At 68.0% G+C, this 26,846-nt stretch carries 24 protein-coding genes; 13 read left to right on the forward strand and 11 right to left on the reverse strand.

The genetic code is table 11. The features are described from left to right. Positions 1-19 precede the first annotated feature (19 nt). Both gyrA and Pla123a_RS18350 read left to right on the forward strand, forming a co-directional pair. Positions 20-2,773, forward strand: a complete 2,754-nt coding sequence (gene gyrA / locus Pla123a_RS18345) for a DNA gyrase subunit A (protein ID WP_391542751.1) — start codon at positions 20-22, stop codon at positions 2,771-2,773. A 37-nt stretch (positions 2,774-2,810) separates the two neighbouring features. Next, complete coding sequence (locus Pla123a_RS18350) at positions 2,811-3,317, forward strand: GNAT family N-acetyltransferase (protein ID WP_197528097.1); 507 nt, start codon at positions 2,811-2,813, stop codon at positions 3,315-3,317. A gap of 28 nt (positions 3,318-3,345) precedes the next feature. Here Pla123a_RS18350 and Pla123a_RS18355 read toward each other — a convergent pair whose 3' ends face one another. The 4 genes from Pla123a_RS18355 to Pla123a_RS18370 form a co-directional block, all read right to left on the reverse strand. Next, positions 3,346-3,756, reverse strand: a complete 411-nt coding sequence (locus Pla123a_RS18355) for a PilZ domain-containing protein (protein ID WP_146589658.1) — start codon at positions 3,754-3,756, stop codon at positions 3,346-3,348. Next, the gene (locus Pla123a_RS18360; RefSeq protein WP_146589660.1) at positions 3,753-4,754 is read right to left on the reverse strand and encodes an HD-GYP domain-containing protein; all 1,002 of its coding nucleotides are present in this window, start codon (positions 4,752-4,754) and stop codon (positions 3,753-3,755) included. The genes Pla123a_RS18355 and Pla123a_RS18360 overlap by 4 nt, the downstream gene beginning before the upstream one ends. A 174-nt stretch (positions 4,755-4,928) precedes the next feature. Further along, on the reverse strand, positions 4,929-5,375 hold the full coding sequence (locus Pla123a_RS18365; RefSeq protein WP_146589662.1) for a hypothetical protein: 447 nt from the start codon (positions 5,373-5,375) through the stop codon (positions 4,929-4,931). A gap of 109 nt (positions 5,376-5,484) precedes the next feature. After that, entirely contained in the window at positions 5,485-6,363 is an 879-nt protein-coding gene (locus Pla123a_RS18370; protein ID WP_231956535.1) for a helix-turn-helix domain-containing protein, read from the reverse strand. A gap of 180 nt (positions 6,364-6,543) precedes the next feature. Here Pla123a_RS18370 and Pla123a_RS18375 point away from each other — a divergent pair, with 180 nt between their 5' ends. After that, a complete protein-coding gene (locus Pla123a_RS18375) occupies positions 6,544-7,044 on the forward strand; it encodes a HEAT repeat domain-containing protein (RefSeq protein ID WP_146589664.1) in 501 nt (166 codons plus the stop codon). Positions 7,045-7,071: 27 nt separating this feature from the next. Here Pla123a_RS18375 and Pla123a_RS18380 read toward each other — a convergent pair whose 3' ends face one another. Beyond that, entirely contained in the window at positions 7,072-7,884 is an 813-nt protein-coding gene (locus tag Pla123a_RS18380) for an SDR family oxidoreductase (RefSeq protein ID WP_146589666.1), read from the reverse strand. A gap of 176 nt (positions 7,885-8,060) precedes the next feature. Between Pla123a_RS18380 and Pla123a_RS18385 the strand changes: the two genes are divergently transcribed. The 4 genes from Pla123a_RS18385 to Pla123a_RS18400 all read left to right on the forward strand — a co-directional run bounded on the left by Pla123a_RS18385 (position 8,061) and on the right by Pla123a_RS18400 (position 12,292). Next, complete coding sequence (locus Pla123a_RS18385; RefSeq protein ID WP_146589668.1) at positions 8,061-9,125, forward strand: ABC transporter ATP-binding protein; 1,065 nt, start codon at positions 8,061-8,063, stop codon at positions 9,123-9,125. Between the two features lie 114 nt (positions 9,126-9,239). Beyond that, positions 9,240-11,222 (forward strand): glycoside hydrolase family 97 protein, encoded by a 1,983-nt coding sequence (locus tag Pla123a_RS18390; RefSeq protein ID WP_146589670.1) that lies wholly within the window; start codon positions 9,240-9,242, stop codon positions 11,220-11,222. An 88-nt stretch (positions 11,223-11,310) separates the two neighbouring features. Next, on the forward strand, positions 11,311-11,553 hold the full coding sequence (locus Pla123a_RS18395; RefSeq protein WP_146589672.1) for a hypothetical protein: 243 nt from the start codon (positions 11,311-11,313) through the stop codon (positions 11,551-11,553). Between the two features lie 118 nt (positions 11,554-11,671). Next, complete coding sequence (locus tag Pla123a_RS18400) at positions 11,672-12,292, forward strand: DUF3124 domain-containing protein (protein ID WP_231956536.1); 621 nt, start codon at positions 11,672-11,674, stop codon at positions 12,290-12,292. 143 nt (positions 12,293-12,435) lie between these two features. On the opposite strand, the gene katG is transcribed toward Pla123a_RS18400, so the two are convergent. Together katG and Pla123a_RS18410 are read right to left on the reverse strand one after the other, a co-directional pair. Continuing rightward, positions 12,436-14,802: a catalase/peroxidase HPI gene (gene katG, locus Pla123a_RS18405; RefSeq protein WP_197528098.1), complete on the reverse strand. Its 2,367-nt coding sequence runs from the start codon at positions 14,800-14,802 to the stop codon at positions 12,436-12,438. Between the two features lie 295 nt (positions 14,803-15,097). After that, the gene (locus Pla123a_RS18410) at positions 15,098-18,154 is read right to left on the reverse strand and encodes a CHAT domain-containing protein (protein ID WP_197528099.1); all 3,057 of its coding nucleotides are present in this window, start codon (positions 18,152-18,154) and stop codon (positions 15,098-15,100) included. A gap of 346 nt (positions 18,155-18,500) precedes the next feature. Between Pla123a_RS18410 and Pla123a_RS18415 the strand changes: the two genes are divergently transcribed. The 6 genes from Pla123a_RS18415 to obgE all read left to right on the forward strand — a co-directional run bounded on the left by Pla123a_RS18415 (position 18,501) and on the right by obgE (position 22,448). Next, positions 18,501-19,484 carry a hypothetical protein gene (locus tag Pla123a_RS18415; protein WP_197528100.1) on the forward strand — a complete coding sequence of 328 codons (984 nt, stop codon included), beginning with the start codon at positions 18,501-18,503 and terminating at the stop codon, positions 19,482-19,484. Positions 19,485-19,628: 144 nt separating this feature from the next. Further along, positions 19,629-19,880 carry a 50S ribosomal protein L27 gene (gene rpmA, locus Pla123a_RS18420; protein WP_146589679.1) on the forward strand — a complete coding sequence of 84 codons (252 nt, stop codon included), beginning with the start codon at positions 19,629-19,631 and terminating at the stop codon, positions 19,878-19,880. 223 nt (positions 19,881-20,103) lie between these two features. After that, the gene (locus tag Pla123a_RS25190) at positions 20,104-20,226 is read left to right on the forward strand and encodes a hypothetical protein (RefSeq protein ID WP_261342760.1); all 123 of its coding nucleotides are present in this window, start codon (positions 20,104-20,106) and stop codon (positions 20,224-20,226) included. Beyond that, entirely contained in the window at positions 20,223-20,621 is a 399-nt protein-coding gene (locus Pla123a_RS18425) for a type II toxin-antitoxin system VapC family toxin (protein WP_197528101.1), read from the forward strand. The genes Pla123a_RS25190 and Pla123a_RS18425 overlap by 4 nt, the downstream gene beginning before the upstream one ends. Positions 20,622-20,811: 190 nt before the next feature. After that, positions 20,812-21,408: a transglutaminase-like domain-containing protein gene (locus Pla123a_RS18430; RefSeq protein WP_146589683.1), complete on the forward strand. Its 597-nt coding sequence runs from the start codon at positions 20,812-20,814 to the stop codon at positions 21,406-21,408. A 44-nt stretch (positions 21,409-21,452) separates the two neighbouring features. Then, on the forward strand, positions 21,453-22,448 hold the full coding sequence (obgE, locus tag Pla123a_RS18435) for a GTPase ObgE (protein WP_146589685.1): 996 nt from the start codon (positions 21,453-21,455) through the stop codon (positions 22,446-22,448). Positions 22,449-23,279: 831 nt separating this feature from the next. Here obgE and Pla123a_RS18440 read toward each other — a convergent pair. From Pla123a_RS18440 to Pla123a_RS18455, 4 genes are all read right to left on the reverse strand, one after another. Beyond that, positions 23,280-24,410: a hypothetical protein gene (locus Pla123a_RS18440; protein ID WP_146589687.1), complete on the reverse strand. Its 1,131-nt coding sequence runs from the start codon at positions 24,408-24,410 to the stop codon at positions 23,280-23,282. A gap of 24 nt (positions 24,411-24,434) precedes the next feature. Beyond that, positions 24,435-24,968 (reverse strand): permease prefix domain 1-containing protein, encoded by a 534-nt coding sequence (locus tag Pla123a_RS18445; protein ID WP_146589689.1) that lies wholly within the window; start codon positions 24,966-24,968, stop codon positions 24,435-24,437. Between the two features lie 4 nt (positions 24,969-24,972). Then, positions 24,973-25,329, reverse strand: a complete 357-nt coding sequence (locus Pla123a_RS18450) for a PadR family transcriptional regulator (RefSeq protein WP_146589691.1) — start codon at positions 25,327-25,329, stop codon at positions 24,973-24,975. A 200-nt stretch (positions 25,330-25,529) separates the two neighbouring features. After that, a complete protein-coding gene (locus Pla123a_RS18455; RefSeq protein WP_146589693.1) occupies positions 25,530-26,792 on the reverse strand; it encodes a beta-ketoacyl-[acyl-carrier-protein] synthase family protein in 1,263 nt (420 codons plus the stop codon). Positions 26,793-26,846 lie beyond the last annotated feature (54 nt).

Below are 26,846 nucleotides of genomic sequence, written 5' to 3' on the forward strand. Positions count from 1 at the left end.
CCCGCGAGGATGCTAGCGCGTGGCCAACGACGACGAAGGAAACCCCGGCGATCCCCAGAATCCAGCTCCGCGGGAGCCTGGGTTTGACCCGGCGGAGCAGGCGATCGCCCAACGGCTGATCGACCTGCCGATCGAGGACGAGCTGAAGGACAGCTACCTGACGTACGCCATGAGCGTGATCGTCAGCCGCGCGCTGCCCGACGTCCGCGACGGCCTGAAGCCGTCGCAGCGCCGCATCCTGGTCGCGATGAACGACCTCAACCTCGGCCCCGGCTCGGCGCGGGTCAAGTGCGCCAAGATCTCTGGCGACACCAGCGGTAACTACCACCCGCACGGCGAGAGCGTCATCTACCCGACCCTCGTGCGCATGGCCCAGGAATGGAACATGCGCAACGTGCTCATCGACAAGCAGGGGAACTTCGGCAGCATCGCCGGCCTGCCGCCGGCCGCCATGCGGTACACCGAAGCCCGCATGTCGCCGATGGCGTCGATGATGCTCGAGGACCTAAAGCTCGACACGGTCGACTTCATCCCGACCTACGACGAACGCCACCTCGAGCCGACGGTCCTGCCGTCGAAGTTCCCCAACCTGCTGGTGAACGGCTCGGGCGGCATCGCGGTCGGCATGGCGACCAGCATCCCGCCGCACAACCTGGGCGAGGTCTGCCGCGGCGTGATCGCGCTGATCGACGACCCGGAGATCACCATCCCGGAGCTGATGGAGCACATCCCCGGCCCCGACTTCCCGACCGGCGGCATCATCTGCGGCCGCTCGGGCATCCTCCGCGGCTACCAGACCGGCCGCAGCACGATGACCGTGCGCGCCCGCACCAGCATCGACGAGTCGGGCAAGCGGACCCGCATCCTGATCCACGAGATCCCGTACCTGCAGGCCCGCGACCGGGTCGAGGAGCGGATCGCGGCGCTGGCCAACGAGGGCAAGATCGCCGGCATCGCCGACGTCCGCAACGAGTCGGACCTCAAGGAGCCGGTCCGCCTGATCATCGACCTGAAGCGCGACGCCGATCCCGACATCGTGCTCAACCAGCTCTACAAGTTCTCGCCGCTGCAGGACACGTTCAGCCTGATCTTCCTGTCGCTGGTTGACGGCAAGCCGCGGGTGCTGAACTTGAGGGAGATGCTGCAGGAGTTCGTGCGGCATCGGGTGACCGTCATCCGCCGCCGGACACAATTCCTGCTCGCCAAGGCCCGCCGCCGCAAGCACACGGTGCAGGGCCTGCTGCTGGCGCACGCCAACATCGACGAGGTGATCCGCGTTATCCGCGCCAGCAAGACGCAGCCCGAGGCAAAGACCGCCCTGATGGCGATCAAGACGCCCGGCGCCATGCTGCAGCGGGCGCTCGGCGACGAGGGCTTCGCCCAGTTCCAGGAGGAGCGCGGCTTCGCCGAGGAGTACTCGCTGACGCCGGTCCAGGCCGACGCGATCCTCAAGATGACCCTCGGCCAGCTGGTGAACCTGGAGCAGGAGAAGCTGACCGACGAGCACACGCAGCTGCTCATCGAGATCGCCGGCTACCTCGAGATCCTCGGCGACGAGGCGCGGATCTACGCCATCATCCGCGAGGACATGGAGGCGATCGCCAGCAGCAAGCACGCCGACGCCCGCCGCACCGAGATCAGCCACGCCGAGGTCGGCGACGTCGACATCGAGGACCTGATCGAGGAAGAGACCATGGTGGTCTCGATCAGCACGAACGGCTATATCAAGCGGACCCCGGCCAGCACCTACCGCGCCCAGCGGCGGGGCGGCAAGGGCATCCGCGGCGCGTCGGTCGCCGACGACGACCCGATCGAGCACCTGTTTGTCACCAGCACGCACGACTACCTGCTGTTCTTCACCAACCTCGGCAAGGTGTACTGGCAGAAGGTCTACCAGCTGCCCGAGCTGGCCCGCGACTCCAAGGGCCGCGCGGTGGTGAACCTGCTGAACTTCTCCGAGGGCGAGCGGATCGCCGACTGCCGCGCCATCCGCGACTTCGACCTGCCCGACCACTCGCTCTTCATGGCCACCCGCAAGGGCCTGGTGAAGAAGACCGAGCTGAAGGCCTACAGCCGCCCGATGAAGACCGGCATCATCGCCATCAAGCTCAAGGAGGGCGACGAGCTGGTGGACGTCGTCGTGACCAAGCCGGGCGACGAGGTGCTGCTGGCCACCGCCAGCGGCATGGCGATCCGCTTCAACGAGTCCGACGCCCGCTCCATGGGCCGCAACTCCAGCGGCGTGAAGGGCGTGAGGCTTGGCAAGAACGACTCGCTGGTTGGCATGGTCGTGGCCGACCCCGACGCCACGCTGCTGACCGCCACCGAGCACGGCTACGGCAAGCGGACGCCGTTCGGCCCCAACGCCGCTGAAGCCGGCGACGGACCCAGCGAAGGGGCCGACGAGGACGAGGCCTCGTCCTCGGCCAAGTACCGCACCCAGGGCCGCGGCGGCAAGGGCGTCCGCGACATTAAGACCACCGACCGCAACGGCCAGGTGATCGGCATCACCCGCGTCATGGACGACGATGAATTGCTCATGATGACCGCCCGCGGCAAGATCCAGCGGATCAAGGCCTCGGACATCGGCGTCATCGGCCGCAACACGCAGGGCGTGCGGATCATGGGCCTGGACGACGGCGATTCGCTCACGGCGATTGTCCGCGTGCCGGCCGAAGAAACGGACGACGACGCAGCTGCCGACGCGGCCGGTGAGGCATCGGGCGGGGACGCCGCCGGCAACGACGCGGGCGGGGTAGAGGGCGCCGAATAGGCCGTCGGCCAAGCGAACCGGAGGCGCCCGATTGGCTGTGCCCGCATTCCGAATCCGTCCCGAAGAAGCCAACGACCCGCCGGCGATCGACGCCGTCTTGCGGGGGGCGTTCCCCAGCCAGTGGGAAGCCCGGCTGGTCGAATCGCTCCGCGCCAACAACGAGCTGTCGGTGTCGCTGGTCGCCTTTTGCCGCGATCACTTGACCGGGCACATCGCCTTCAGTCCGCTGACGCTCGATGGCGAACCGACCTCGGGCGTCGGGCTCGCGCCGCTGGCGGTGCAACCGAGTTGGCAGGGGCGGGGGATCGGCGCCGCGCTGATCACGGTCGGCTTAGAAGCGTGCCTGGAGCAGGGTTTCGATTTCGCTATCGTGCTCGGCGAGCCCGGGTACTACCGCCGGTTCGGCTTCGAGCCGGCCACCCGCTGGGGCCTCGACAGCGTCTACCAGGCGGGCGACGCGTTCATGGCGAAGTCGCTACGGCCGGGCGGCCTCGAGGGCTTGGGCGGGCTGGTCCGCTACGCGAGCGCGTTCGAGTCGCTCTGAAACCCACTTCACGAATCTGTGGCACGGGTTAAACCGTCGCGACACCGCTGAGTGTGTCGGCGAAGACGGCCAGCGGGCCGCCATTGGCGTCGACCTCGAAGTCACAGCCGAGCAGGAAGCAGCGGGCTCCAATCCGCTTGCAGTGCCTCACCCGCACCCTCAGCGTGCGGCCTTCGTGCAGGGTGACCACGCCCTGCTCGAGCGGCAGCGCGTGGCACGGCGAGTACACCGCGACCCCCGTCTGCGAGATGTCGCGGCAGGACACGCCCAGCAGACTCCCGGGGCGGCTGTCGAGCGTCAGCTGCGATCGGCAGGGGAACTCCTTGCGGGGCCGGCGGCGGAGGTCGTGCCCCCCCGAGGCGCCGGGCCGCGTCGCCGCGGAGCTGATCGCCCCCATGTCGACGGTCGCGACAACGGATTGCCATGGGTCGTTGGTCATGCTCCCCCCATCAGCGTTGACCAGCAGTCGACCATCTCGGCGTCAAACTGCTTGCCGGCGTTCGCCTGCAGGTGCTTGAGCGCCGTCTCGGTGGTGCAGGGACGGCGGTACGGGCGGCGTCCGGTGAGCGCGTCGAACACGTCGACCACCGCCAGCAGCCGGGACCAGGGGTGGAGCTCCGCGCCGACGAGCCCAACTGGGTAGCCGCCGCCGTCGATGCGTTCGTGGTGCTGGTAGATCATCAGCAGCTGGCGCAGGGTCAGCGTGCCGCTGTTGGCGAGGTCCTCGAAGCCGCGCTGCGGGTGCTGGCGGATCGTAGCCCACTCCTGGTCGGTAAGGCGGCCCTTCTTGCGGAGGACGCCGACCGGGATGTGCCGCTTGCCGGAGTCGTGCAGCAGGGCGCCGATCGCCAGCTCCTCGAGGTCGGCGCTGTCGTGGATCCCGAGCGCCGTGGCGAGGGTCAACGCGTAGCAGCAGACGTTCGTGATGTGCGAGAAGGTGTAGTGGTCGTGGCGGGCGATCGCGTAGACCTCGGCCGGCGCCAGGTCGCCGCTCTGCATCAGCTGGTTGAACGCCCGGCCCATCTGACGCGACACGCCGACGAACCGCGTCGGGTTGATGAGCCCGGCCGCGACCTCGACCTCACCGGCGGCCGCGGTCTGCAGCATGACAAACCGGTCGGACTCGGGGATCGACTCGTCGCCCGCGAGCTCGTCCAGCCGCTCCAGCAGCTCAGACGACAGCCGCTGGAAGTCGTCGCTGCGGACGAGCACCGGCCCGTCCAGCGACGCGACCAGCGTCTCGATGCGTTGCCCTTCGACCTGCACGCCGGCTCCGCGGAGCAGCACCGGCTGCCCCCCTTTGGGGCCGGGGATGAACAGGTCGAGGTCCCATCGGCCCAGCCGCGCCAGCACCACCGATTCGATCGGCTCGAACCCGGGAATGGGCTGCGGCAGCGCGCTCCGGAGTCGGCTGGAGGGTGCGGAGGAGGTGGACATGCAAACGCAAACCAAGGTCAGGCTGCCTCTCTAGCAGCCGAGAGGTGACCTGCAAGTTTAGGTCACAACGGGCGGACACCCGCGGTGCTGCACCACTACCTTTCGTCAAAATCTACTCGGACTGTGACAATTGAACCCTGCAACCCAGTCAGCCTTCGGGAAATACCCCCCGGCCTACCGCTGGGCGGACAGCAACTGCCAGCAGACCCAGCCCAGCAGGCCCCCACGGGCGGTCCAGGCCGAGGTGCGGAGCCAGTTGGACGCCACCAGCAGATGGTGGGTTGCGGCTTCGTAGCCGCCGACCAGACGCCCGTGTGCGGGCGCCTGGAGCACGAAGGTCGACAGCCAGACGACGGCGAGCAGGCCCATCCCTGCCAGCGGGACCCACCGCGGCACGCCGTCGGGACGCCAGGCGAGCATCGCGGCGGCGGTCGCCAGCTCAACGAGCATCGGCGGGATCACCACGTAGCCGGTCAGCCGGCAGTGGGCCTGCTCATACTCGGCGAACTGCGGCTCACCCACCGCGCCCAGCAGCGGGTAGTGCACAAGCTGCACGAACCAGATCAGCCCGACCATGATCAGCGTCGCGGCGAGCTGCAGCACAAACAACAAGACTGGCATTGAGGCAACACGCGGGGTGAAGGAGCAACCAACCGTTTCTAGGCGCCCCGCCGCCCGATGACCAACGCCCCTTGGGCGGTTGTCGGCGCCGGCGTATCCGACAAGATCCTCACCGCTGGAACTGCTTGCGGTAGGCCCTGGGGGTCATGCCCGTCGAGTTGCGGAACGTGCGGTTGAAGCTGCTGATCGACTCGAAGCCCGCTCCGTAGGCGATGTCGATGATCGGCTGGTCGGTGGTGATCAACCTCCGCTGCACCTCGGCCACGCGGTGGCGGGCGATCTGCGTGTTGAGCGTCACGCCGAAGGTCTTACGGAAGGTAGTCGCCGCGTAGTCCGGGTGCAGGTCGACGCTCGACGCCACATCGGCGACGCGGATCGGCTTGGCGAAGTTGCGGGCGATAAAGCACGCCATCCGCTCGGCCTTCTCGAGAGTCGACCCCAGGGGCTTGGATCGCGTGTCCTCTGCGGCCGTGCTCTGCTTCGGAGTGGCGCGTTGCATCGACTGGCTCAGCCGCATCATGCGGGCCTGGATCTCGAGCAGCACGATCTCCCGCACCTCCTCGCTGGCGCCAATCAGGTCGTCGTGCCACCGCTGCAGCAGCATCGCGTCGATGGCGCCCTGCCGCGGGTCGTCGCAGGTCAGGGCGTCCCCCACCAGCAGCTGCGTGTGGAACGACTCGGGCAACCCCCACTGCAAGAACTGATCGAACGGGATGGTCACCACGAAGTAGGACGTCACCCCAGAGAAAGAAACAATCTGGTGTGGGAGCGCCGCCCAGAACAGCGTCAGCTGGCGAGCGCCAATCCGGATATGGTCCCCGCCCAGGATGTAGACCAGCGACCCCTCGTTGAGGAAGTTGATCTCGACCTCTTCGTGCCGATCGGGCCGCGGCATGCGGTGCGGCTCCCAAAGTTCGCACCGGAACCCGTAGGGCGTGAAGTCCTTGCGATGAGAATTGAAGTGCTGCACGACCTCAGAATATGGCAAGTCCAGGAATATATCCAGGGAGAATGCCCATTAACCGAACCGTACGATGACACTTAGCGCCCCTCACGAAGGCCTAGCCAGCCGGCGTAGGGACGAGTCGCACCAGCCCTTCCCATGCTCTTGGTCGCAGGGGTGGTTTTGGCGCCGGTCTTATCAGCACACGCTTGGAGCCCCTCATCGATGCCCTCCAACGAAGCCTGCGCTCTCGCTCACGAACAGATCTTCACGGGCAGCTGCCCCTGGTGCGACGAGGAGGTCAGCATGTTTGACAACCTGCCGCAGATCGCGGTCGCGCGCACACGCAAGTGCCAGTGGAACGTCACGGCGATCGAGCGGGCACTCGACAGCGGCGACGAGTCCGCCTGCGCGGCGACAGTCTCGAATCTAGTGGGCGCCGACGGGCCCGAACTCGAAATGGTTCTGCCGCTGCTTCAGAAGGCGCTGCAGGCCCCTTCGCCCGTGGTTCGGACGCACGCCGTGCGAGCCGCGGTCAAGATGGGAGAAACGCTTTCGGCAGAGGACGCCCGGTCCCTGATGCGGGGAATCTTCGAATCCCCCGCAGGGCTGTCGGTGAAGTCTCTGCTGGTCGCCAGTCGGCTGCTTTGCAACGACCTCGACTTCGGTGACTGCGTCGATCCGGACGGCGGGGACCGCGAGTGGATGGTTCGCGACCCCTTCTAGCGGCTAAGCATCCACGTGACGCGCCGGCTAGATGGTCGTCGACGAATAGCCGCCGTCGACCACAATGTTCTGGCCGGTCACGAACGAAGACGCCCGCTGCGCCGCGAGCCAGACAACCGCGCCGCCCAGCTCTTCGGCCGTGCCGAAGCGGGCCATCGGCGTGTGGCCGATGATTTGGCCGCCGCGCTCGGTGTAGCTGCCGTCCTCGTTGAACAACAGCGCGCGGTTCTGATCGGCCGGGAAGAAGCCGGGGCTGATCGCGTTAACGCGGACGCCGGTCGTGGCCCACTCGCGGGCGAGGAACTGCGTGAGGTTGATCACCGCCGCCTTGGCCGCCGAGTAGGCGACCACCCGCGACAGCGGGATCATGCCGCTCATCGACGCGATGTTGATGATGCTCCCCTTGCCGGCCTTGACCATCGCGGCGCCGAACACCTGCGCGGGCAGCACCACGCCGCCGGTCAGGTTGAGGTCGAACACGCGGTTCCAGGCGTCGAGCGGCAGCTTGCAGAAATCGTCGCCCGGCTTGAGCGTGGCGTCGGGGTGGTTGCCGCCGGCGGCGTTGACCAGCACGGTCGGCTCGCCGAGCTCGGCGGCGATCGCGTCCCGCGCGGCCTGCAGGCTGCCGGCGTCGAGCGCGTCGGCGGCCTGGAAGATCGCCTTGCCGCCTTCCGACTTGATGCGGTCGACAGCCGCGGCGCCCCGTTCGGCGTTGCGGCCGACTACCGCCACCGCCGCGCCGGCGGCGGCCAGCGCGTCGGCCATCGCCCCGCCCAGGGCGCCCGTGCCGCCGATCACCACCGCAACGTCATCGCTCAGGTCAAACAGATCAGCAGCCACGTGCAACGCTCCAGGTATGAGTGTCAGGCAAGAATATCGGGTCGAAGAGTCCGCCGGCCAACCGAGGCGCAATCCAGCGGGCAGGCCACCATTTTGCTAGGCTGGAGGTCCGGGGTCGACCCCCGCGAGTGCATTCTCCCTGCCCCCGCCATCCGCCGCAAACCCAGGGCCGTCTGTTGCCAACGCTCGAGCTCCGCCACCTGAGCAAGACCTACCCCAACGGCGCCGCTGCTGTGCGTGACGTTTCGCTCCAGCTGCCGGCCGGCGTGCTCGCCGTGATGGTCGGGCCAAGCGGCTCCGGCAAAAGCACCCTGCTGCGGCTGATCGCCGGGCTCGAGCGGGCGACCTCTGGCGAGGTGCTGTTCGACGGAACCGCGCTGTCGGGCGTGCCGCCCCACCGCCGCGACCTGGCGATGCTGTTCCAGCAGCCCGCTCTCTACCCGTACCTGTCGGTCCGCGGCAACCTGGCCCACGGTGTGAAGCCGCTCCGGCTGGGCCGCGGCGAGGCCGACCACCGCGTGGCCGAGGCGGCCCGGCTGCTGGGTCTCGAGCCGCTGCTCGACCGCCGACCGCAGGAGCTCTCCGGCGGCGAGGCCCAACGGGTCGCGCTCGGTCGGGCGCTCGCGCGGCGGCCCCGTCTGCTGCTGCTCGACGAGCCGCTCGCGAGCCTCGACGCGGCGCTCCGTGGCGAGCTGCGGGGCGAGCTCCGCCGGCTGCACGCCGCGCTCGGCGGCACGATGCTGTGCGTCACCCACGACCAATCCGAGGCGCTCGCCCTCGCCGACCTGCTGGTGGTAATCAACGAGGGAACTCTGCAACAAGTCGGACCGCCGCAGGAGCTGTACGAGCGGCCCGCCAACCGCTTTGTCGCAGGCTTCCTCGGCCAGCCCGGCATGAACCTGTGGAGCGGACGCGCAAGTGACCATCGGTTCGAAGCCGACGGCGGAGCCATCACGGCTCAGATTGCCGGCGTTCCTAAGGGCGACATGGTTCTCGGCGTACGGGCCGAGCGGCTCCGGCTGAACGACGAACAGGTCCCTCCATTGGGCCGCGGGCGGGTCACGCACGTCGAGCCGCAGGGGCCCGACGCCGTCGTGCACCTCGACGCAGGCGGCGCCCGCTGCGCGGCCCGGTCAGCGGCGCCGTGCTGCTTCCAAGTGGGCGACGACGTGACGCTCGGCGCCGTGGCCGACGACCTGCACTGGTTCGCCGCCGACGCCGCGGGGCTCCGGCTGGCTTAGCGTTGGTTGGTTATCGACCAGCAGTCGATTGGTCGACATGCAAACGGCAGGTGACTCCGTTAAGCTATCGGCTGCTTGTCCCGTCCGACTCTCTTCTCCATCACGAGCTCCACTATGCGTCCGCACCGCTGTCTTCGGTTGTCGCTGATTCTGTTGGCGTTTTCCGCCAAGCCGCTGCTGGCGCAGGAAGTCCGGATCGGCTCGCCCGATGGGCGCAACACGATCGTTCTCTCGGCCGGCGACAACCGCGGGCCGGTTCAGATCTCTGTGATTCGGGACGAGGCCGAGCTCATCGCGCCGTCGCCCTGCGGTCCCAGGCTCGTCGGCAGCGGCGTATTGGGGAAGCGAGTGGAACGGTTCGAGTCTAAGACCTGGCGGATCGATAGCGACTTCACGCTGCCGTGGGGCAAGACCAACATGGTCCGCAACCGCGCCGCGGCGGCGCTGGTCGACCTGTCCTGGCCCGGCACCCCTGACTGGCAGATCGAGCTGTACGCGTCGGACGAGGGGGTCGCGTGGCGGCACCACCTGAAGTCGCCCGCCAAGATTGCCGACGAGGGGTCGGGCTTCCGCGTGAACGGCGGCCCGCTGGCGTTGTACGGCGAGCTCGCCAGCTCTACGACCTCGCACGAGATGCTCTACCGCTACGCACCGCTGGCCGAGATCCCGGACGGCGTGCTGCTCGAAATGCCGCTGCTGCTGACCTGGCCCGACGGGCCGGCCGCCGCGATCACCGAGGCCCGCGTCCGCGGCTTCCCTGGCATGTGCCTGCAAGGGACCGGCACGCCCGGCACGCTACGCTGCCGCCTGTCGCCGCTGCCCGACCAGCCAGGCGTGTGCGCCGTGGGCGACGCGCTCATCAGCCCGTGGCGGGTAGTGATGGTGGCCGACAGGGCAGGGGAACTGCTGGAGAGCAACCTGCTCACCTGCCTGAACGACCCGCCGGAGGGGAGCTTCGCGTGGGTCAAACCGGGCAAGACCACCATGCACTGGTGGAACGGCGAGTTTGAGCAGGACTTCAAGCTCCCGCCCGACAGCACCGAGTCGCTCGATCGGCACCGCCGGTACATCGACTTCTGCGCCGCCAACAACATCGCCTACCACATGGTCTCGGGCGACGGCCGCTCGTGGTACCGGCAGTCGTCGACCAACTACGGCAAGCCCAGCCCCGACGCCGACGTCACCGCGGCGCGGCCGGAGATCCGTCTGCCGGAGATCCTGGCCTACGCCAAAGAGAAGGGGGTCGGCATCCGGCTGTGGGTCCACTGGCGCCCGCTCAGCGAACAACTCGAAGAGGCGTTCGCGCTCTACGAGTCGTGGGGGGTCCGCGGGCTGATGGTCGACTTCCTCGACCGCGACGACCAAGCGATGAACGAGTTCACCGAGCGGATGCTCAGCTCCGCCGCCCGGCACAAGCTGCACATCCAGGTGCACGGCTCACCCAAGCCGAGCGGCGAGGAGCGGACCTTCCCCAACCTACTGAACCGCGAGGGGGTGCTCAACCTCGAGCACCTCAAATGGAGCGACCACTGCACCCCCGACCACGACGTGAATGTCGCCTACGCCCGAGCGCTCGCCGGCCTGGTCGACTACCACCTCGGCGGGTTCCACGCCGTGCCGCCGGGTGAGTTCGAGCCGCACAGCCTTGAGCCGGACGTGCTCGGCAGCCGCTGCCATCAGCTGGCCCTGTACGTGCTGTACGAGAACCCGATGCCGATGGTCGCCGACACGCCCGAGCGCTACGCGGGTGAGGCCGGTTTCGACTTCCTCACCGCCTGCCCCACGACCTGGGACGAGACCCGCTTTGTCGCCGGCGAGCCGGGCGAGTACCTCGTGCTGGCCCGCCGCCGCGGCGATGCCTGGTACCTGGGCGGGATCACCAACCACCAGGGCCGCGCGGTCCCGCTGCCGCTCGACTTCCTGCCCGCCAGGGGCGCCGAAGCGCGGCTCTGGCTCGACGCATCGCTCGACGGCGGCCGGCCCAACACGCTCAAAGAGCAGCGGGTGAGGCTCGGCCCGACCAATGTCCCCACCATCCAGTTCGCGCCGGGCGGCGGGTTTGTGGGCGTGCTGCGGCCCAACCCGGACGACCGCTGACCACCGCATTGGCCCCGGCTCGCGGCCAGCCTACAATGGCCGGGCCGCTATTTGGCGGCGCGGAACACCGATTACCGGAGCAAGCACAATGGCGTGGCTGTTTGAGCGTACTGTCGAGTTGGCGGCCTGGACCGCGATGTTTGTGGCCTGGATCTCGGCCGCCTGCATGCTGTACTGGGCCTACCTCTGGGTCGCGACGCTCAACTCCGAGCCGGACCACCAGCTGCTGGTGAACGTCAGCCAGTGGGCCGCGGCGTTCGTCGGGTTCTCGGTGGCGCTGGGTGCCCTGGCGTGCATCGACCGCTTCCTGTTCGACGCCGACGAGAAGTAGCGGAGTATTGCCGAGCGGCGCCGCTTTCGACCTCCGTCGCGCCGGCGCAATGGGCTAGACTTGCGGGACGGTCCTCACGCCCGTGACCCATCGCAAGCCTCGCCTGGAAACCGCCTGAATGCCTCCGCTGACCGAACATGACGTCGAAGCCTTCATGGGCCGCTTCAAGCTGCTGCTGATCGTGGGCGGCTTGCTGCTGGGCGCACTGATCTTGGGCGGCCTGCTGTACATGGACGCGCGGCTTGAAACGGTCCGCGATGCGCTGCACTTCCGCAACCCTGAGAACGCCGCCCGCGAGTCGATCACGGTCGAGGCGCCGCAGTCCGCCATCAACGCGGTCGACGGGCAGACGGTGTACGTGCCGGCCTACTCGCATATCTACCACCAGGACGGCCGCTCCTACCTGCTGACGGTCACGCTGAGCGTCCGCAACACAGACCCCGAGCACGAGATCGTCGTGACCTCGGTCCACTACTACAACACCGAGGGGAAGCTCGTGAAGGACCACCTCGATCAGCCCCGCCGGCTGGCGCCGCTCGCCACCGCCGAGTTCCTCGTCGAGCGCGACGACACGTCCGGCGGCAGCGGCGCCAATTTCCTGGTGGAGTGGGTCGCCGAGCAGCCGGTTACTGAGCCAATCGTCGAGACCGTGATGATCGACACCCTCGGTCAGCAGGGGATCTCGTTCGCCCGGGTTGGCAAGCCGATCAAGAAGGTCACACCGGCCGAGGGTGAGTAGCCGGCCCGGATGACCTGGGGGAGGGTGATACGGCCGGTTCCCGCCGGCAGCCAGATAGAGATGGAAACCCAGCCAAAAAATGCCCCCTGACCGCGGGGCGGGCAGGGGGCGTGTGAACTCCGTTCTTGGTTGCCGAGCGGCTGCTACTTCTTCACGTCGAAGCGGTCGAGGTTCATCACCTTGTCCCACGCGGCGACAAAGTCGGTGACGAACTTCTCCTTGGCGTCCTCGGCGGCGTACGCCTCGGCCAGACCGCGGAGCTGCGAGTTGGACCCGAACAACAGGTCGACCCGCGTGCCGGTCCACTTCACGTCGCCGCTCTGGTAGTCGCGGCCCTCGTAAACGCCCTCGGTGTCCGACTCCTTCCAGGTCGTGCCCATGTCGAGCAGGTTCACGAAGAAGTCGTTGGTCAGCGTGCCCGGCTTGTCGGTCAGGACGCCGTGCCGCGACTGCTCGTAGTTGGCGTCGAGCGCCCGCAGGCCGCCGATCAGCACCGTCATTTCCGGCGCGGTGAGGGTCAGCAGCTGGGCGCGGTCGACCAGCCGCTCTTCGGGGCGGCCGCGGTAGTCGTCCGACAGATAGTTTCGGAAGCCGTCGGCCTCCGGCTTCAGCAAGTCGAACGACTCGGCGTCGGTCATCTCGTCGGTGGCGTCGGTGCGTCCCGGGGTGAACGGGACCTCGACGTCGTGCCCGGCGTCGCGGGCCGCCTTCTCGACCGCGGCGCAGCCGCCCAGCACGATCAGGTCCGCCAGCGAGACCTGCTTGCCGCCGGTCTGCGCGTCGTTGAAGTCCTGCTGCACCTGCTCGAGCTTGTCAAGCACCCTGGCGAGCTGCTCCGGCTGGTTGGCCTCCCAATCCTTCTGCGGGGCCAGGCGGACGCGGGCGCCGTTGGCGCCGCCCCGCATGTCGGAGCCGCGGAACGTCGAGGCCGAGGCCCACGCGGTCGAGACCAGCTCCGGCACACTCAGGCCGGTCGCCAGGATCTGGTCCTTCAGACCGGCGACATCGTCGTCACCGATCGGTTCGTAGTCGGCGTCCGGGATCGGGTCCTGCCAGAGCTGTGCCTCGGGGACCTCGGGTCCCAGCAGCCGCGAGACCGGGCCCATGTCGCGGTGGGTCAGCTTGTACCACGCCTTGGCGAAGGCCTTCTCGAACTCCTCGGGGTGCTCGTGGAACCGCTTGGAGATCTTGCGGAAGCCGGGGTCCTCCTTCAGGGCGAGGTCGGTGGTGAACATGATCGGTGCGTGCGACTTCGAAGCGACGTGCGCGTCGGGCACCGTGCCCTCACCGGCGTTCTTCTTGGGGGTCCACTGCTGGGCTCCGCCCGGGCTCTTGGTCAGCACCCACTCGTAGCCGAACAGGTGGTCGAAGTAGTCGTGGGACCACTGCGCCGGGGTGGTGGTCCAGGCGCCTTCCAGGCCGCTGGTGATGGTGTCCTCGGCCTTGCCCTTGCCGAACTTGTTCTTCCAGCCGAAGCCCTGCTCCTCGAGCGGGGCCGCCTCGGGCTCGGCTCCAACGTACTCCTTCGGGCTGGCGGCGCCGTGGGCCTTGCCGAAGCTGTGGCCGCCGGCGATCAGCGCGATGGTCTCCTCGTCGGACATCGCCATGTTGCCGAAGGTCTGGCGGATGGCGTGGGCCGCGGCCTGCGGATCAGGCTTCCCCTTGGGGCCCTCTGGGTTGACGTAGATCAGCCCCATCGTGGTGGCGCCGAGCGGGTTGGGCAGGTCCTCGCCCACGGTGTAGCGGTCGCCGCTCATCCACTCCTTCTCGGGTCCCCAGAAGACGTCCTGCTGCGGCTCCCAGACGTCCTCGCGGCCGCCGGCGAAGCCGAAGGTCTCGAAGCCCATCGACTCGAGCGAGACGTTGCCCGCCAGCACCATCAGGTCGGCCCACGAGATCTTCTGGCCGTACTTCTGCTTGATTGGCCACAGCAACCGCCGGGCCTTGTCGAGGTTCGCGTTGTCGGGCCAGCTGTTGAGCGGCGCAAACCGCTGCGTGCCGTCGCCCGAGCCGCCGCGGCCGTCGCCCATGCGGTACGTGCCCGCGCTGTGCCACGCCATGCGGATGAAGAACGGGCCGTAGTGGCCGTAATCGGCGGGCCACCAGTCCTGCGATTCGGTCATCAGCTCGCGGAGGTCGTTCTTGACCGCCGCGAGGTCGAGTTTGTTGAACTCTTCGGCGTAGTCGAAGTCCTTGCCGAGCGGGCTGCTGAGCTCAGAATTCTGGTGCAGCACGCGGAGGTCGAGCTGGTTGGGCCACCACGCCTGATTGTTCATCGTCAGGACGGTGGTCGACTTGTAGCCGTCGGAGTGCATGTCGCCGTGGGAGTCGGCGCCCGGTCCCTGGGCCGGATTGTCGGCAGCGTTCTTGAGGGCCGTGAAGTACTGCACTGCGCCGGTGATGGGGCACTTGGCAGCGGCCTTAGCGGGCGGGGCGCCTTCCTCGGCGCGGGCCTGCACGGCGCCCGACGCCACGAAGGCGGCCAGGAACAGCAACGAGCGAATAGTCATCGGTGAACTCCTTTCAAGAGAATTGCGACAAGCGATGGTCCGCCTGAGGGACGGGGCCGCCCGAGGGCCGGTCGCGGGCGGGCTCCCAGCACAACTATAGCGGTCGCTCGCGTAGCGGGTCCAATACACAGGCGACATGCGTGCAATGCGTTCGGCGCATGGCTGCGTGTCGCAGCAGTCGCCCGGCTGGTTGGTGATAGCGGGCTGCTTCCCGCAGGCGGCCTTGCGCGGTTGCGCCGTGTCTGCGGACGCCGGACGGCAGACGAATCACGACTCCCGGGGAGCCTTTCGCAGGCTAGGCCGCCGCCGGCGCCGCCGGCGGGTTTTCGGCGTCGCCGGGGCCCGCTTCTTGTAGCTCCTCGGGCGGCGGCTCGTAGCCCGCATCAATCAGCAGGTAGCCCGACCAAAAGAACGGGTGGTCGGCCGACGGCGGCTCGGCTCCGAGGTCGCGCAGCTTGAGCCGCGGCTCTTGGTACGGATCGAGCAACGCGGTGCGGGCGAGCGTCACGCTCCGCCGCCAGGCGTCGGTCGCGGGGGTGCGGGTCCAGTCGGTGACGAACTCTTGCACCAGCTGGCGGTGCACCGCGCCGCCGGTCTGCCAGCGGCTCATCAGCACCGTCTGAGCCCCCGACGCCATCAGGCCGCAGGCGGCGTGGAACACCTCTTGGCCGAGCGGGAGGGCGGCGACCTTGCCGCGGCGGCTGCGCCGGCCGCCGGCCGATTTCAGCCCGTTCTCCGCGGCGGTCCTAAGCCCGGCCAGCACGACGCGTTCCGGGCCCTCGTACGGCAGCCGCTCCCAGTCGGCGAGCGTCCCGCCAGTGGTGCGGTCGATCGGCAGCGGCGACCAGTCGTACGGCGGCTGCTCGGCGAGCACGCTGTCGGTCATCACGACCGCCGACTCGAACGCCGAGATCAGCGTCGCCGAGGGCACCGGCGAGGGGGTCGGCAGCTTGGTCGGCCCCGCCAGGACGCCGCTCAGCCCGTCCCAGGTCATCTGCTGCATCTCGCGGGTCTCGTCGTCGCCGGAGGCGTGGGGCGTGACGATCGCCGTGTGCTGCACCAGCCGCGGCGGGTCCTGCTTGGCGAGCGCCAGGCCCATGGTCGGGGCATAACGCGGCATGACGACGTCCGCGATCAGCTGCCGCTTGCTCGGCTCGCCGATGATCAGGGCCTCGAACGGCAGGTGCCAGAGCGGCCCGTCGGGGACGATGATCAGCCGCTTCGTCTGCGAGAGGTCGAGCCGCGACTCCTGCAGCAGTGCGTCGCCCAACGCGGTGGCGAGCTGCCGCCAGGCGTCGTCCTGCAGGTCCTCATCGGTGATGCCCTTGTTGTTGCTGTAGTTGCCGATGGCGTTGAGCAGCTCGGCGATCTTGCCGCGGACCACGCCGGCGTCGGGCAAACGCCAGTAGTGCTCGCCCCCGGAGACCAGCACGAACCCGTGCAGCGTGTCGCCCATCTGGTGGAACACCAAGAGCGCGTCGCCCGGCTGCATCCGCTTGCGGATGTCCTCGGCCGAGCGGCGGGGCGGGAAGCTCAGCTCGGTCGGCAGCCGGTGCAGGGCGAGCTCGGTGAGCATCGCTTCTTGGAGGGCGGTCGCCTTGCTCAGCTGCGTGAACAACCGCTGGTCGCGCCGCGCGTCGTCCGAGAACAGCGTCTTGGCGTCGGCCAGCTCGCTGCGGGCCGCGGCGGCCTGCTCGGACACCGGGCGGTAGCCCGGCGACCGGGCCGAGAAGACCTGGCGCTCGAGCCGCTGCGCCTTGTCGAGCTCGGCGTCGGGCGCCTCGAGCAGCGTCCGCAGCGTCAGCAGCCGGCCCCCGAGCGGCTGGTGGCTGAGGAACCGGCGGCGTTTGGCGAGGTCGGCCGCGTAGAGCGCCGGCAGGGTCTCCCGCCGCGCGAGCGACGCCGTGATCCAGCGGTCGAAGGCCGGCTCGTGGTTGGTCCGCAGCAGGCACATCGCGTCCATCGTGTCGTAGGCCCAGTGCAGCGGCGCCGGGTCGGTGAGCATCTGCTTGTAGACGTCCACCGCGACCCGCGGCGAGAGCTCGCCGGCGTCGAACCGCTCGTTGGCCAGGGCGAGCTGGAAGTTCGAGAGCGACAGCTCCGAGTACCGCTGCAGCGACTTCTCGAGCGACTGCTGCCCGGCCTTCTGCTTGCCCGCCTGCAGCGCCGCCATCGCCGCGACGTAGTCGGCGTAGGCGCCCAGCCGGCCGTTCGCGACGTCGCTGCGGCGGGGCAGGGCCGACGCGACCAACGCGGCCGCCTCGTCGGTGTGGCGGGCGGCGGCGTGCTGCTCGGCCAGGATCAGCCGCGCCTGCGCGGCGATGTGGTTGAAGCGTTCCCGCTGCGCCCAGTTGGCGATGTCCGGCAGCGTTGGCTCGACGCCCTCGGCCGCCAACGACTGGCGGTGCACGTGCTGCAGGCCGAGCGCGTCGGCGACCGTGTCCCAGTCCTCGTAGGCAAACGCGGCGAGGATCGCCTCGCTGGTGAGCCGCGGGACCTGCTTGTCCTCCTCGGTCCCCAGCGTGAGCATCGCCTGGGCCAGCAGCGCGGCGCCGGTCAGCTCGTGGTCGTAGCGGCCGCCGAGCAGCTCCGCCCGCACCAGGCACGGCCCGGCCTCGAGCGGCTTGTAGACGCCCATCAACGCCAGGCCGGTGACGAGGTCGGCCCAGGACGACGACCAGTGGTTCGGCGGCGCCAGATTCCCCCGCGAGAGCGTGTCCGCCAGGTCGCGTGACAGCGCGTCGTGCGGCCCCAGCGGGCCGAGCAGCGTGTTGCGGCGGCGGATCGCCAGCGCCGCGGTCCGCATCACCTCCGCGACGTCGATCTTCCAGAACTGCGGCATCTGCACCAACCCGCCCTGGCTGGCGGCCGCGTTGTTATTGAGGTTGCCGAATGCGAACAGCATCGTGTCGGGCAGCCGACCGTAGGTCACATTGCGGGTGGGGCGTCCCCACGGCGCCAGCCGGCGGCCGTTCGGGTCGGGCCGCGGGTCCTGGGTGAACCGCACCCGCAGCATCCAGTTGTGGTTGGCCAGGAACAGCTCGCAGGCGCGGTTGAACTCGAGCAGCGCCTGCTGGTTCAGGCCCATCTGGTAGAGGGCCTCGCCCCGCATGGCGTAGAAACAGATGGAGTCGACCCAGCGGCTGGTGACCGTCTTGATGCTGCCGCGTTGCTCGCGGAGCAGATCCCTAGCCGCGTCCTGGTAGTCGCCCTCGTAGATCGATTCGACCGCCAGGTAGTAGCTGGGCCCCGGGACGGCGCCGGTTTGGGCGTCGGCACGTCGCGGCGCGAGCAGGGCGGCCGCCAGCACCAACATGGCGATCAACGCCTGGGCGGGCGAGGTCCTCTTCATCGGATTCCCTAGGGAAAAGCGGCGGCGGACGGAGAGTCGGCGGCAGAATTCAATCTTAGCACTCTGCCGCATATAGGACGAATCGATGGCCGCGCCCGCCGGGCGACCCCCCCAGCCGCGCCAGCCCCACCCGGGCGGAGGTCCGCAGCGGCGCCCTGCCGCTGCACGAAACCCGCCTCGAGGTTTGCTCTGACCGTTGGCGGCAAATATACTGCAGAGACGGAACCGCAAGCCCCGCCAGGGCTTGCACTTACTCGAACGGATTCGCTCGCACCGCCCCCGTGCCTGTGTCGGCCCCCTGGCCGCCGCTCGCCCGCGGGCCCCACCTCTGCCGTTCGACACCGCTATGCCTCTTGTCTTGAACCATGTTGTGTCGCTGCGCGCCGCGTGGCTGATTGCGTTGGCCTGCCTGCTGACCTCGGCAAACGCCCGCGCCCAACAGGTCGATCCCAGCCAGGCGCCGCGGAACTTCGCCCCCGGCGTGCTGACAACCGTTCCGCCCGAGATCCTGCCGGGCGAGACCGCCAGCGTGCACCCGCTGGTCGAGCTACGCAGCAACCAAAAGCTGGCCTGGCAGCCCGAGTACCTGGCCACCAGCCAGACGCTGTACGAAAAGGCCGCCCACGCCCGCTTCACACGGGACATCTGGTGCCTGGAGTTCTCCTACAAGCCACTGCGGCTAATCTGGGTCGACGTGCCGCAGGCCAACGGCCGGCTCGAGAAGAAGCTGCTGTGGTACCTGGTTTACTCGGTCCGCAACACGGGCGAGGGCCTGGCGCCGGCCGCCGGCGAGGTCAACGAAGAGAAGGCCAAGCCGACCGAGATCGGCCCCGTAACCTTCGTCCCGCAGTTTGTCCTGCAGGGCCACGACCAGGAGAACGGCCGGCGGCAGTACCGGGCGTACCTCGACAAGTACGTGCCGTCGGCGATGGAAGCCATCCGCCGCCGCGAGGTCCGCGGCCGCAAGCTGCTCAGCCCCCCCCAGATGGCTGAAACCCCGCTGCCCCCCGCCCAAGACGGCGACGACGCCATGTGGGGCGTGGCAATCTGGGAGGACGTCGACCCCGACCTCGACTTCTTCAGCGTGTACGTCCAGGGCCTGACCAACGCCTACCGCTGGGAAGACCCGGACGGTGGTTTTCAGGCCGGCGACCCGCCCGGAACCGGCCGGAAGCTGGTTTCTAAGACGTTGCAGCTCAATTTTTTCCGCCCCGGTGACCGATTTCTCCAGCACGAGACCGAGGTCCGCCAGGGCCCGGCCCCCGGCAAGGCCCAGCTGTACGGCGACGGCGTGACCGAAGGGCTTGTCTACCGCTGGACCTACCGCTAAACTGCGGGGCTCACGGAGGCTGTGCGAGGGGTCCAGGCGGACCCTCGCCGGCCCGCTGCATCAACTATCATCGCACCCAACACACGCTGCCCCCGCCGGCGAACCAGCCGGCCGCGAGGGGCAATTTGATCGGGAAACCCCACGATGGCACACAAAAAAGGTCAGGGCTCTAGCCGCAACGGTCGCGACTCCAATGCCCAGCGCCGCGGCGTCAAGAAGTACGGTGGCGAGCGCGTCATCGCCGGCAACATCCTGGTCCGCCAGCTCGGCAACAAGTTCCATCCCGGCGCCGGCGTGGGCCAGGGCAAGGACTACACCCTGTTCGCGCTGATCGACGGCCAGGTCATGTTCGACCGCGAAGGCCGCCGCATCAACGTCATGGCGGAAGCCAACTAGAGCGGCGTCGCGAATTCGCGCCGCGGGAGGAGCAGTCATCGAACCTCTGCAAGGCTCTCCGAACGGGCCCCTTCGCGAGCCCCTGCACGGCGAAGTCCACGGCTCGATCATCAAGCTCCACACCGATCCTGGCCTGCCCGATGGCCAGCAGGTGGAGGTCACGGTTCGCCCCGCCGCCTCCGAGCAGACTCCGGCAACCGATGACGCCGCGGCTCGCAACCGATTGCTCTCTTACAAGGGCGTCCCCGACTGGTCGGAGAAGGACGATCAGATTCTGGCGGAGATCGCCGCCAGCCGCCGCTCGGCAACTTGGCGAGAGTCTCCCGAGTCAGGCGACGCCGAGTGAACTATCTGCTGGACACTAATGTCTGCTCGGCGTTTGTGAAGCGCCCGAGCAGCTTGTTCCACAAGTTTGTGCAGCACTCGGGCCGCCTCGCCACCACCACGATCGTCTTGGGCGAGCTTTCGGCGTGGGCCTATCGTCGGCCCCATCCCGAGACACTACTCGAGCCGATCAACAATGAACTTCTTAGCGAAGTCGCCTTGCTCGATTTCGATCGCCGGTGCGCGGACCGCTTCGGCCGGCTGCGAGCCGAGCTGCTTTCGCAAGGCCTTGGAGGCAATCCAGTTGACCTGATGATCGCCTCAGTCGCCCTCGAGCACGACCTGACGCTGGTTACTAACAACGTGCGGCACTTTGAACCGATCCGCGGGCTGCGGGTTGAAGACTGGCTGGCTTAACTGGTCGGGAAAACGATGGATACCATTGAGTTTCAGCGCTCGAAGGATGACTGCCGAGGCCTCAAGCAGTTGATTCTTCTCGGGCCGAGGCTCGAGGGGCTCGAGCTTTGAGCAGCGCCTCAGTCAAGCAGCAAGCCAGTCGACATTTCCAGACATCGACACATTCCTCACTAATACGCGGCGGCGTGTCATGACGGACGACTCCACGGCATCGCTTGAACCATTCCTTGCCCCCGACGATCACATCGACTGGAAGACGCCTAGCGTCTTGAAGCGCGCCGAGGAGCTTAGCCGCGGCCGCAAGGATGCCACTGAAGTTGCCGCCGCCTGCTTCCGCTTCGTCCGTGACGAGGTCCAGCACAGCGGCGACCACGCGCGGGACGAAGGCACCTGCCGGGCGTCCGACGTCCTGCGGCACGCCACGGGCTGGTGCTACGCCAAGAGCCACCTGCTGGCGGCGTTGCTGCGGGCCAACGGCGTCCCCTGCGGGCTCGGCTACCAGCGGCTGTCGGTCCACGACGACGGCGCCCCATACTGCCTGCACGGGCTCAACGCCATCTACCTCGACGGCGTGGGTTGGTATAGGGTGGATGCGCGGGGGAACAAACCCGGCGTCGAGGCCGAGTTCTGCCCCCCTGTCGAACAACTAGCCTATGCCGCGTCAGCAGCAGGCGAACAAGACCTGGCCGGCGTTCACGCGACGCCCCACCCGGCTGTCTTGCGGCTGCTCTCTACCTGTAACAGCTGCCAAGAGGTTCTCGACAACCTGCCAGACGTTCACCATTAGCTCTCCCGCTCTGCTCGTTCTCCCTTTCCTTGTAGTCACCTCATATGTTTGTCGACCGCGTCCAAATCGAAGTCCAAGCCGGCCGCGGCGGGGATGGCTGCATGAGCTTCCGCCGGGAGAAGTACATCCCCCGCGGCGGGCCCGACGGCGGCGACGGCGGCAACGGCGGCAGCATCATCATCCGTGCCGAGGACGGCATCGACAGCCTCAGCGCGCTGGTGCACAAGAAGCACTGGAAGGCCCGCTCCGGCGTGCACGGCTCCGGCAGCAACCGCCACGGGGCCAACGCCGACGACCTCGAGATCCTGGTGCCCCCCGGCACGGTCGTCCGCGACGACAAGCACGACCTGCTGCTCAAGGACCTAGCCGAGCCGGGCGACTCGGTGGTCGCCGCCCACGGCGGCAAGGGGGGCAAGGGCAACAGCCGCTTCAAGAGCTCCACCAACCAGGCGCCGCGTGAGTTCACCCGCGGCGAGGAGGGCGAGCAACGGCTGCTGGTGTTCGAGCTGAAGGTGATCGCCGACATCGGCCTGCTGGGCAAGCCGAACGCCGGCAAGAGCACGCTGCTCTCCCGCGTCAGCCGCGCCCGGCCCGAAATCGCCGACTACCCGTTCACGACCAAGAAGCCGAATCTGGGGATCGTGCAGGTCGACATGGACCGCTCGTTCGTGATGGCCGACATCCCCGGCCTGATCGAGGGCGCCGCGTCCGGCGCCGGCCTGGGCCACGAGTTCCTGCGCCACGTCGAGCGGACCCGCGTGCTGATCCACCTGGTCGAGCCGTCGCCGATGGACGGCACCGACCCGATCGAAAACTACCGCGCCATCCGCCAGGAGGTCGAGCAGCACGCCTCGGACCTCGCCGCGCGGCCCGAGATTATCGCCGTCAGCAAGGCCGAACTCCCCGACGCCCCCGCCGTCCGCGACCTCTTGGCCGAAGAGACCGGCAAGGAGGCGATCCTGTTCTCCTCGGTCACCGGCCAGAACCTCGACAAGCTCCTGGCCCGCGCGTTCGCCGTGCTGGCGGAAGAGCGTGAGTAATGGCAAGTTCGACCCACACGCGGGTTCCGGGGCCAGCGATTGGAACTCGCCGAACCTGCGCGGGACGACGAAGTCGGTGCAGCTTAGAGATCAGCTTATCGAGACTCTCGAGTATCATATGGCGAGATGCCGGCGCTACGTCGGGCGCCGGATTTGGGGCACCAACGGCAACGAGGATCTTCAGCTCGAAAAGTTGGATTGGAGGCTCATATCTCGAACGCTCCGAAAAAAGAAATCGCTACCACACTCGCTCGGTTTGCAGATACGCTCGGCTGGCCTGACCTTCGGGTTTTCCAACATAAAATCGATGACAGAGCCGTTTCACCGCAGCCGTTTATCACGACCTGGTACGAAAGCGGAACTAGCGAGGGAGGACGCAATGACTTCTTCCTGCAGATAAACGAGGTATCCGCTGGACTAGCCATGACATATACGGGGGCCGTTTATGCAATCCGATACCGGATATGCACAGGCTGGCATCCGTTCACGCTTCCTTCAGCGGACAATCAGGTAGCAGCTGACGCAGAGCGAATCGACTGTTGGCTGCACCGGCGTTGGTTTGACAGCCCGGCGATGCGTAGGCAGTTTCGAGCTGACCACCCGGAGTGTGCGGGCTACTCGTGGTCAAGAATCCGAAGTGATGGACCTCCGTATTTGCAGTCAGGTGATGCATAGCAGTATCTGGCAATTCATGCCCGCAACTATTTCCGAGGCTAGAGTCTGAGTGTTTCCGATCTGTAACTGCGTCAAACTCCTGAGCTACGATCTTGACGCCGTATGTAGTAGCAGCAGCGCCGTGCACCTTCGTTGACGCCTGCCACCCCGAATGGGCTACGGCCCCGGGTAAACCACCGGCCGGTCGGCGACCTTCACCCGGATCAGCCACTGCATATTGCTGAAGCGGCCCGACCACTCGGCCGGCCGGATGGCGTCCCCCTCGCGGCTGTCGGACGAGGCGACCGTTTGCTCGGGGTCGTCGCGGTAGCCGAGGTAAAGGCCCTTGTTGTTCTTCCCGTGGGCGTCGACGCTCACGTAGAACCTGCCCTGCACCTTGGTGGGGAGCGTCGGGATCGAGATCCAGTCCTTCCGCTGCGTCGCGACGCTGTAGGGGAAGGTGGTCCGGCTGAGGATGTTGCGGTCCTGGTCAAGGACGTAGACGTCGCCGCTGACGGCTTCGCTGTCGTGCTCACGGCCGAACTGCGAGGCGTAGATCTGCACCTGCCAGACGTACGCCTCGACGTTCTTGGGGGTCTCGTAACCGACCGTGTAGCAGGCGCCCTGGATGTTCATGTGGTCGTCGGTGGGGCCGTCGTCGTGCTTGAGCGTGAGGCTGCGGGCGTCGCCGAGCAGCTCGCGCTCGATTGACTGCTCGCGGTCGGCCTGCTGCTCAGTGCGCTGCTCGTTTGTCATCAGACGGCGGGCGGCGCCGGCGGTGTCGTCGGTCAGGTAGGCGCGGATCATCCACTCGCCGTCCAGCTTGTCGCCCGCGGCCGAGGGGTCGGAAGCCGTGCGGACAAACGAGTTCGCAGACGAGCCCTCGTCGATCCCGACGTAGACCCCCTTGGTTCGGGTCGGGTTGAAGAACACCGCGACATGGAACGCGCCGCTTACGGCGACCGGATCGAAGTTGATGCGGACCCACTTCTCGGGCCCACGCTCGAAGAGCGAGTAGGGCTGCTTGATCTCGATCTGCTGCGAGTGGTCCTCATTCGTGACCAGGACGAGGAAGTCCTCATTGGGGGCCTGGCCGGCGCCGTACCGCGAGCCGTGGAGGCGGATCCCGGTGAGCCGCCACTCGCCCTCGGGGCACTCGAACCGCACGGAGTGCATGCCGCCGGTCATGCTCCGCTTACCCTCCTGGCTGCCGTCGTCGTGCTTGAGGAGTTCGGTCTTGGCGGCGGCGGTGGTCGCAAAGACCGCCAAGGCGATAGTCACCATGCAGGTGCAGAGAGCGCGGGACATGCGAGAAACCGTTCGAGTAAACGGCTAGGGGATCTCCGCGGCAAACTCGGTAGCAGGCAAGTCGAGGCGGCTCCAGTCGCTCCACGGCTGCGCGAGCGCCTGGGCCGGAGCCCAGCCCGCAGGCAGCGGCGTGTCGCCGGACGAGCCCCCCGCCGTCGACGACGCCCCCGCGGCCTGGAGCTGTTCGATCTGGGCGGTCAGGGCCTCGATCTGGGCGGCGCTGCTCGCGCGGAACTGCACGGCGGCTACGGCCTGGTAGACGACCACGCCGAGCAGCAGCGACAAGAGCGCGGCCTGGCCCAGTAGCAGCCAGCGGCGCGGCCCGAGGTCGACGCTGAGGCACGCACGGCGGCAGTCCTCAAAATCGCCAAAGCGGAGGCGCGCCTCACGCGCCGCGTCGTCCGCCGACATGCCGCGGCGCACGTTCTCCTCGGCCCGCATCTCCAGGTGGAACTTCAGCTCGTCGCGGATGTCGGCGTCGATGTCGGCGCGCGACCGGGCAGCGAGTGACTGGGAAGCGAGAGGAAACAGCCGGCCGATGGTTTGCTGAAGGAGCATCGTACTAGGCCTGCACGGCGGGCGGGTTCAGGATCAGACCAATCGCTGCGGAGAAGCTGCTCCACCGCTCGGTGTCGGCCTTGAGCTGCTTGCGGCCCGCACCAGTGAGCTTGTAGTACTTGGCACGGCGGTTGGACTCGGAGAGCCCCCACTCGTGCTCGATCAGGCCGCGGCGGGCCATGCGGTGCAGGGCCGGGTAGAGCGAGCCCTCCTCGACCACCAGCGCGTCCTGGCTGGACTGCTGGATGCTGCGGGCGATGGCGTAGCCGTGCATCTGGCCCGCCGTGAGGGTCTTGAGGATGAGCATATCGAGCGTGCCCTGCAGAAGGTCGGCCCGGCGTTTTGTGTCTGGCTTCGCCATAATCGGCAGCTCCGTCGGCACTCCCCTGGTTGTTCTAGGGGAATGGTACAGAGGCTTCCCTAGAATGTCAAGGGGAACGCCGGGAAGCGGCGCTGGCGGAAGGGCGGGAGTAGCGCGACCGTTGTCGTTGGCCGAAGGCCATACGCACCGTAGTAGGCCACAATGAGGTAGGCCGTTGGCCGACTTAACTCGACCGAAAGCTACTCAACCACCAGCACGGTCGCCACGGCCTGGCCCATCAGGTTGTAGTTGAGCTTCAGCACAGCGGGCTTGTCGAAGGGCGTCTGCTCGGCCGCGACGTTCACCGGGCAATTGGGGTCGGGCGTTTCGTAGTTGAGGGTCGGCGGGATGGCGCCGTGCTCGATGGCGGAGAGCGTGACCGCCATCTCGACCGAGCCGCCCGAGGCGCCGGTGTTGCCGAAGAACGACTTGGGCGCCGTGACCGGCGCGTCGCCGATCGTCGCGCGGAGGGCGGCGGCCTCGACCTCGTCCTGCTCGACCGAGCCGCACGCGTGGGCGCTGACAAACGCCAACTCGTCGGGCGTGACGCCGGCCTGCTCGAGGGCGGCGTTCACGGCGTTCACGATCGCGCGGCCTTGCTTGACGCTCTTCGGCGGCCGGCCCTCGTTGCGGACCGCGACCGAGGCGACCCGGGCGATGATGTTGGCCCCGCGGCGCTGCGCGTGGCGCTGGTTCTCGAGCACGATCACGCCGGCGCCCTCGCCGCAGACCGCGCCGGTGCGTGCACGGTCAAACGGGCGGCAGGCCTCGGCCGGGTCGACGCCTGCCTTCCAGGCCGCGGCGCCCTCGCGCCACAGCGGGTCGAGCTGGTTCAGGCGGCTGCTGCTGGCGCCGACAAACATGACGTCCGTCGCGCCGCGCTGGATCATGCTGGCGGCCTCGGACAGCGCCATCAGGCTCGAGGCGTCGCCGTGGGCGATGGTGTTGGTAGGGCCGCGGGCGTCGCGGCGGATGCCGGTGTGGCAGGCCGACATGTTCGGCAGGTACTTGAGCATCCACAGCGGGAACAGCTCGCGCATGCCGACCGGGCCCCAGCTTTCGTAGTCGAACCGGCCGTCTTCGCTCAGGCAGGCCTGGTAGCTGGCTTCCAGCTCTTCGGGGGGGCAGTACATCAGACCGGCGCCGAACACCACGCCCATCCGCTCGGGGTCGACCGTAGCGTCCTCAAGGGCGGCGTGGTCCCACGCCTGCTCGCCGGCGGCGAATGCTAGCTGGATCTCCCGCGCCATGACCTTGAGGCTCTTGCGCGGCTTGACCCACTCCTTGGGATCAAAATCCTCGTCCCGGATGATGCCGCCAAACGGGATCGGCCAGTCGGTGCCGGCCATCCGCTCGTAGACGCGCACCCCACTGCGGCGCTGCTCGATCGACGACCAGACCTGCTCGCGGCCAACGCCCAGCGGGCAGGCAATGCCGTATCCGGTGATGACTACGTTTTCCAAAGCAAACGCCTAACGAGGTTCGAGGCGGTAACGAGGGGGTGTCCCGCAAAATCG

This window comes from Posidoniimonas polymericola (genome assembly GCF_007859935.1).
In the GTDB taxonomy this organism is placed as follows: Bacteria; Planctomycetota; Planctomycetia; order Pirellulales; family Lacipirellulaceae; genus Posidoniimonas; species Posidoniimonas polymericola.

Bases quoted from the DNA above. Each gene is read 5' to 3' on its own strand.
- Pla123a_RS18355 (WP_146589658.1), bottom strand. From the start codon at position 3,756: ATGACCAACGACCCATGGCAATCCGTTGTCGCGACCGTCGACATGGGG.
- Pla123a_RS18360 (WP_146589660.1), bottom strand. From the start codon at position 4,754: ATGTCCACCTCCTCCGCACCCTCCAGCCGACTCCGGAGCGCGCTGCCG.
- Pla123a_RS18365 (WP_146589662.1), bottom strand. From the start codon at position 5,375: ATGCCAGTCTTGTTGTTTGTGCTGCAGCTCGCCGCGACGCTGATCATG.
- Pla123a_RS18375 (WP_146589664.1), top strand. From the start codon at position 6,544: ATGCCCTCCAACGAAGCCTGCGCTCTCGCTCACGAACAGATCTTCACG.
- Pla123a_RS18390 (WP_146589670.1), top strand. From the start codon at position 9,240: ATGCGTCCGCACCGCTGTCTTCGGTTGTCGCTGATTCTGTTGGCGTTT.
- Pla123a_RS18395 (WP_146589672.1), top strand. From the start codon at position 11,311: ATGGCGTGGCTGTTTGAGCGTACTGTCGAGTTGGCGGCCTGGACCGCG.
- Pla123a_RS18400 (WP_231956536.1), top strand. From the start codon at position 11,672: ATGCCTCCGCTGACCGAACATGACGTCGAAGCCTTCATGGGCCGCTTC.
- katG (WP_197528098.1), bottom strand. From the start codon at position 14,802: ATGACTATTCGCTCGTTGCTGTTCCTGGCCGCCTTCGTGGCGTCGGGC.
- Pla123a_RS18410 (WP_197528099.1), bottom strand. From the start codon at position 18,154: ATGAAGAGGACCTCGCCCGCCCAGGCGTTGATCGCCATGTTGGTGCTG.
- Pla123a_RS18415 (WP_197528100.1), top strand. From the start codon at position 18,501: ATGCCTCTTGTCTTGAACCATGTTGTGTCGCTGCGCGCCGCGTGGCTG.
- rpmA (WP_146589679.1), top strand. From the start codon at position 19,629: ATGGCACACAAAAAAGGTCAGGGCTCTAGCCGCAACGGTCGCGACTCC.
- Pla123a_RS18430 (WP_146589683.1), top strand. From the start codon at position 20,812: ATGACGGACGACTCCACGGCATCGCTTGAACCATTCCTTGCCCCCGAC.
- obgE (WP_146589685.1), top strand. From the start codon at position 21,453: ATGTTTGTCGACCGCGTCCAAATCGAAGTCCAAGCCGGCCGCGGCGGG.
- Pla123a_RS18440 (WP_146589687.1), bottom strand. From the start codon at position 24,410: ATGTCCCGCGCTCTCTGCACCTGCATGGTGACTATCGCCTTGGCGGTC.
- Pla123a_RS18445 (WP_146589689.1), bottom strand. From the start codon at position 24,968: ATGCTCCTTCAGCAAACCATCGGCCGGCTGTTTCCTCTCGCTTCCCAG.
- Pla123a_RS18450 (WP_146589691.1), bottom strand. From the start codon at position 25,329: ATGGCGAAGCCAGACACAAAACGCCGGGCCGACCTTCTGCAGGGCACG.